Origin of the sequence: Spirillospora sp. NPDC046719, from assembly GCF_040645715.1 — a bacterium.
GTDB lineage: Bacteria > Actinomycetota > Actinomycetes > Streptosporangiales > Streptosporangiaceae > Spirillospora.
In genome coordinates, this window is record NZ_JBEYYT010000663.1 from 1 (window position 1) to 3,898 (window position 3,898).

Here is a 3,898-nt window from a genome sequence, read left to right on the forward strand (position 1 = left end):
CGCCCGTCCCGGAGGCGCGGTCCGGGGCGGGCGAAGCCATTTCCGGACGCCGGTCCGAGCACGCCGCCCGGCGACTATGATTACGGGACGTCATAGCATTCGTACGTAGTGCTACGATCCGTCCGAGACTCGGCGGACCCGCCGCGAACGGCCCCTGAGCTCCTGGAACGGGGGAAACGGAGCGAACCTCCGCGATCGGCCGGAACAGCCGGAACGCCCGGCGGGGCGGTCAGAACGTGCGGACGGCCCGGATGACCTTGCGGCGCAGTTGAATACGGCGGCGGCCGTCCGGGTAGAGGCGCAACCGATCGATCTCCCAGCCGCCGTGTTCGGCGTGCTCGGTCAGGATCTGCCGGGCGGTGTCACGCGTGGTGCCGGCCGGCAGTGACAGGACGAGGTAGGTGTACTGCACCATTGCGACCATTATTACTTGGTGGACCGGGTGTTGTGCATCGTACGGTGGGCGGCCCGGTCCGCACGGGTGGTGGCGGCATGTCATCCTGTCCGGAGGCGAGCGGCGGATGAGAGTTGCGCCCGCCGCGGGCGGAGCGGAACCGAAGGGGCGGCAGTGGGACATCCGGGCATGAACCCGCCATCCTGCGACGTTGTAGGAAGCCTGTGTAAGAAGAGTGTGAGCTAGAAGACCAGACAGCGAGGTTGGAGCGACTGTGCCAGCCAAGAACGGCACTGCGAAGAGTGGCCGGGCGAACGGCGCCGGAACGCGCCTGGTGATCGTCGAGTCGCCTGCGAAGGCGAAGACGATCGCGGGTTACCTGGGCCGTGGCTACATCGTGGAGTCCAGTATCGGCCATATCCGGGATCTGCCCGGGAGCGCCTCGGAGGTGCCGGCCAAGTACAAGGGCGAGCCGTGGGCGAAGCTCGGCGTGAACGTCGAGCACGACTTCGAGCCGCTGTACGTGGTCAACTCCGACAAGAGGCAGCAGGTCGCCAAGCTCAAGAAGCTGCTGGCGGAGGCCGACGAGCTCTTCCTCGCGACGGACGAGGACCGGGAGGGCGAGGCGATCGCCTGGCACCTCCAGGAGGTCCTGAACCCCAAGGTCCCCGTGCACCGGATGGTCTTCAACGAGATCACCAAGGACGCGATCCAGCGCGCCGCCGCGAACCCGCGCCAGCTGAACATGCCGCTGGTGAACGCGCAGGAGACGCGCCGCGTCCTGGACCGCTTGTACGGCTACGAGGTCAGCCCGGTCCTGTGGAAGAAGGTCATGCCGAAGCTGTCGGCGGGCCGGGTGCAGTCGGTGGCGACCCGGCTGGTGGTGGAGCGGGAGCGCGAGCGCATCGCGTTCGTCCCGGCGCACTACTGGGACATCCTCGCCGAGTTCGACACCGGCAAGGAGGAGGAGCCCAAGGCGTTCAAGGCCGGGCTCGTCTCCGTTGACGGCAAGCGGGTCGCGCAGGGCCGCGACTTCGCGTCCGACGGCACGCTGAAGACGAAGGACGCGCTGCACCTGGACGAGCCGTCGGCGCGCGGGCTGGCCGACCGGCTGCGCGGCAGGCCGTACGAGGTCAAGTCGGTCGAGTCCAAGCCGTACACGCGCAAGCCGTACCCGCCGTTCCGGACGACCACGTTGCAGCAGGAGGCCAGCCGCAAGCTGGGCTTCTCCGCGAAGTACACGATGTCGGTGGCGCAGAAGCTGTACGAGAACGGCTTCATCACCTATATGCGAACCGACTCGATCACGCTGTCGGAGACGGCGATCACGGCGGCGCGGCGGCAGGCCGCGACCCTGTTCGGCGGCGAGTACGTGCCGGACAAGCCGCGCGTCTACCAGTCGAAGGTGAAGAACGCGCAGGAGGCGCACGAGGCGATCCGCCCGGCGGGCGACAGCTTCCGGACGCCCGCCGAGACGGGCCTGTCCGGCGACCAGTTCCGGCTGTACGAGCTGATCTGGAAGCGGACGATCGCGTCGCAGATGAAGGACGCGGCGGGCCGCTCGGTGTCGATCCGCGTGACCGGCACGTCCACCCAGAACGAGCTGGCCGAGTTCGGTGCGACCGGTAAGACGATCACCTTCCACGGGTTCCTCAAGGCGTACGTGGAGAGCGCGGACGACCCGTCCACCGACCGCGACGACCAGGAGCGGCGGCTGCCGAACCTGGAGCAGGGCGACCCGCTGTCGGCGAACGCGGTGGACGCCGAGGGCCACTCGACCCGCCCGCCGGCCCGCTACACCGAGGCGAGCCTGGTCAAGGAGTTGGAGGAGCGGGAGATCGGCCGCCCGTCCACCTACGCCTCGATCATCGGGACGATCCTGGACCGCGGCTACGTGTTCAAGAAGGGCACGGCGCTCGTCCCGTCGTTCCTGGCGTTCGCCGTGGTGAACCTGCTGGAGCAGCACTTCGGCAACCTGGTCGACTACGACTTCACCGCGCACATGGAGGACGGTCTCGACGAGATCGCCCGCGGCGAGGCCGAGCGCGTCCGGTGGCTGACCCGGTTCTACTTCGGCGACAACGGCGAAGAGGGGCTGAAGGAGCTCACCGAGGACATCGGGGACATCGACGCCAAGGGGATCAGCTCGTTCCCGGTGAAGGGCTCCGACATCGTGGTCCGGGTCGGCCGGTACGGCTCGTACCTGGACCGGGACGGCGAGCGGGTCAACATCCCCGACGACATCGCGCCGGACGAGCTGACGGCGGAGAAGGCCGAGGAGCTGCTCGCGCAGCCGAGCGGCGACCGGGAGCTGGGCGTCGACCCCGAGACCGGCCACATGATCGTGGCGAAGTCGGGGCGGTTCGGCCCGTACGTCACCGAGATCCTGCCCGAGGCCGCGCCGCCCGCCGAGGGCGAGAAGAAGAAGCGGACGAAGAAGGCCGACGCGCCGAAGCCGCGCACGGGCTCGCTGTTCAAGTCGATGTCGCTGGACACGATCACGCTGGACGACGCGCTGAAGCTGCTGTCGCTGCCCCGGACGCTGGGCGAGCTGGACGGCGAGCCGGTGACGGCGCAGAACGGCCGGTTCGGGCCGTACATCAAGAAGGGCACCGACAGCCGCTCGCTCGGGTCGGAGGAGGAGCTCTTCACCGTCACGCTGGAGCAGGCGAAGGAGCTGCTGGCGCAGCCGAAGCAGCGGGGCCGGCGGGCCGCCGCGGCGGCGCCGCTGCGCGAGCTCGGCAAGGACCCGGCGAGCGACAAGCCGGTGGTGGTGAAGGAGGGCCGGTTCGGCCCGTACGTCACCGACGGCGAGACGAACGCCAGCCTGCGCAAGGGCGACGAGGTCGAGTCCATCACGATCCAGCGCGCCGCGGAACTGCTCGCGGAACGGCGTGAGAAGGTGGCCGCGGGCGGCGGGAAGAAGAAGACGCCGACCCGCCGCCGCACCTCTGCAAAGTCCGGCTCATAACGACATTCGCGCCGATACCCTGACCGACATGACCAGAACGGACGCCACCCGGCCGCACCCCGCCGCGCCGCAGCCGGGTGCCACGTCGCTCTCCGCCGCGGCGGGGACGTTCCGGCGGCTACGGCTCGCGCTGTCGGTGTCCGGCCTGGGCCAATGGCTCGCGGTCCCGGCGCTGTCGGCGATGGCGGTGCTGCCGGAGGACGACACCGGGGCCCGGCTGCGGGCGGTCGGCGGCGTGCTGGCCCTGCTCGTGCTCCCGGCGGTACTGCTCGCGCCGCTCGCGGGTGCGCTCGCCGACCGGATCGACCGGCGGCTGGCGCTGCTGATCGCGGACGGGCTGCGGTTCGTGGTCGTCCTGACGGTGCCGCTGGTGGACGCGCTGCCGTGGACGCTGGCCGCCGCGTTCCTGGTCGGCTGCCTGTCGCTGCTGTGGACGCCGGCGGCGGCCGCGGGGCTCCCGGCGCTCGTCTCGGACGCGACCGTGAGCGCCTCCGCGGGCGGGGCCGTGGTGGCGCGCGGCGCCCCGGAGGACG

General features: G+C 70.4%; 2 protein-coding genes and 1 pseudogene. 2 read left to right on the top strand and 1 reads right to left on the bottom strand.

Annotation, left to right across the window (positions count from 1 at the left end):
- Positions 1 to 229: 229 nt before the first annotated feature.
- Complete coding sequence (locus tag ABZ914_RS48250; protein ID WP_151540728.1) at positions 230 to 415, bottom strand: DUF5703 family protein; 186 nt, start codon at positions 413 to 415, stop codon at positions 230 to 232.
- 253 nt (positions 416 to 668) lie between these two features.
- Between ABZ914_RS48250 and topA the strand changes: the two genes are divergently transcribed.
- A complete protein-coding gene (gene topA, locus ABZ914_RS48255; RefSeq protein ID WP_500201342.1) occupies positions 669 to 3,365 on the top strand; it encodes a type I DNA topoisomerase in 2,697 nt (898 codons plus the stop codon).
- A gap of 28 nt (positions 3,366 to 3,393) precedes the next feature.
- Positions 3,394 to 3,898 (top strand): annotated as a pseudogene (locus tag ABZ914_RS48260) (hypothetical protein); the annotation flags it as partial.

What these genes read in the sequence shown, in the direction of transcription:
- ABZ914_RS48250 (WP_151540728.1), bottom strand. Translation starts at nt 415, where the DNA reads ATGGTGCAGTACACCTACCTCGTCCTGTCACTGCCGGCCGGCACCACG.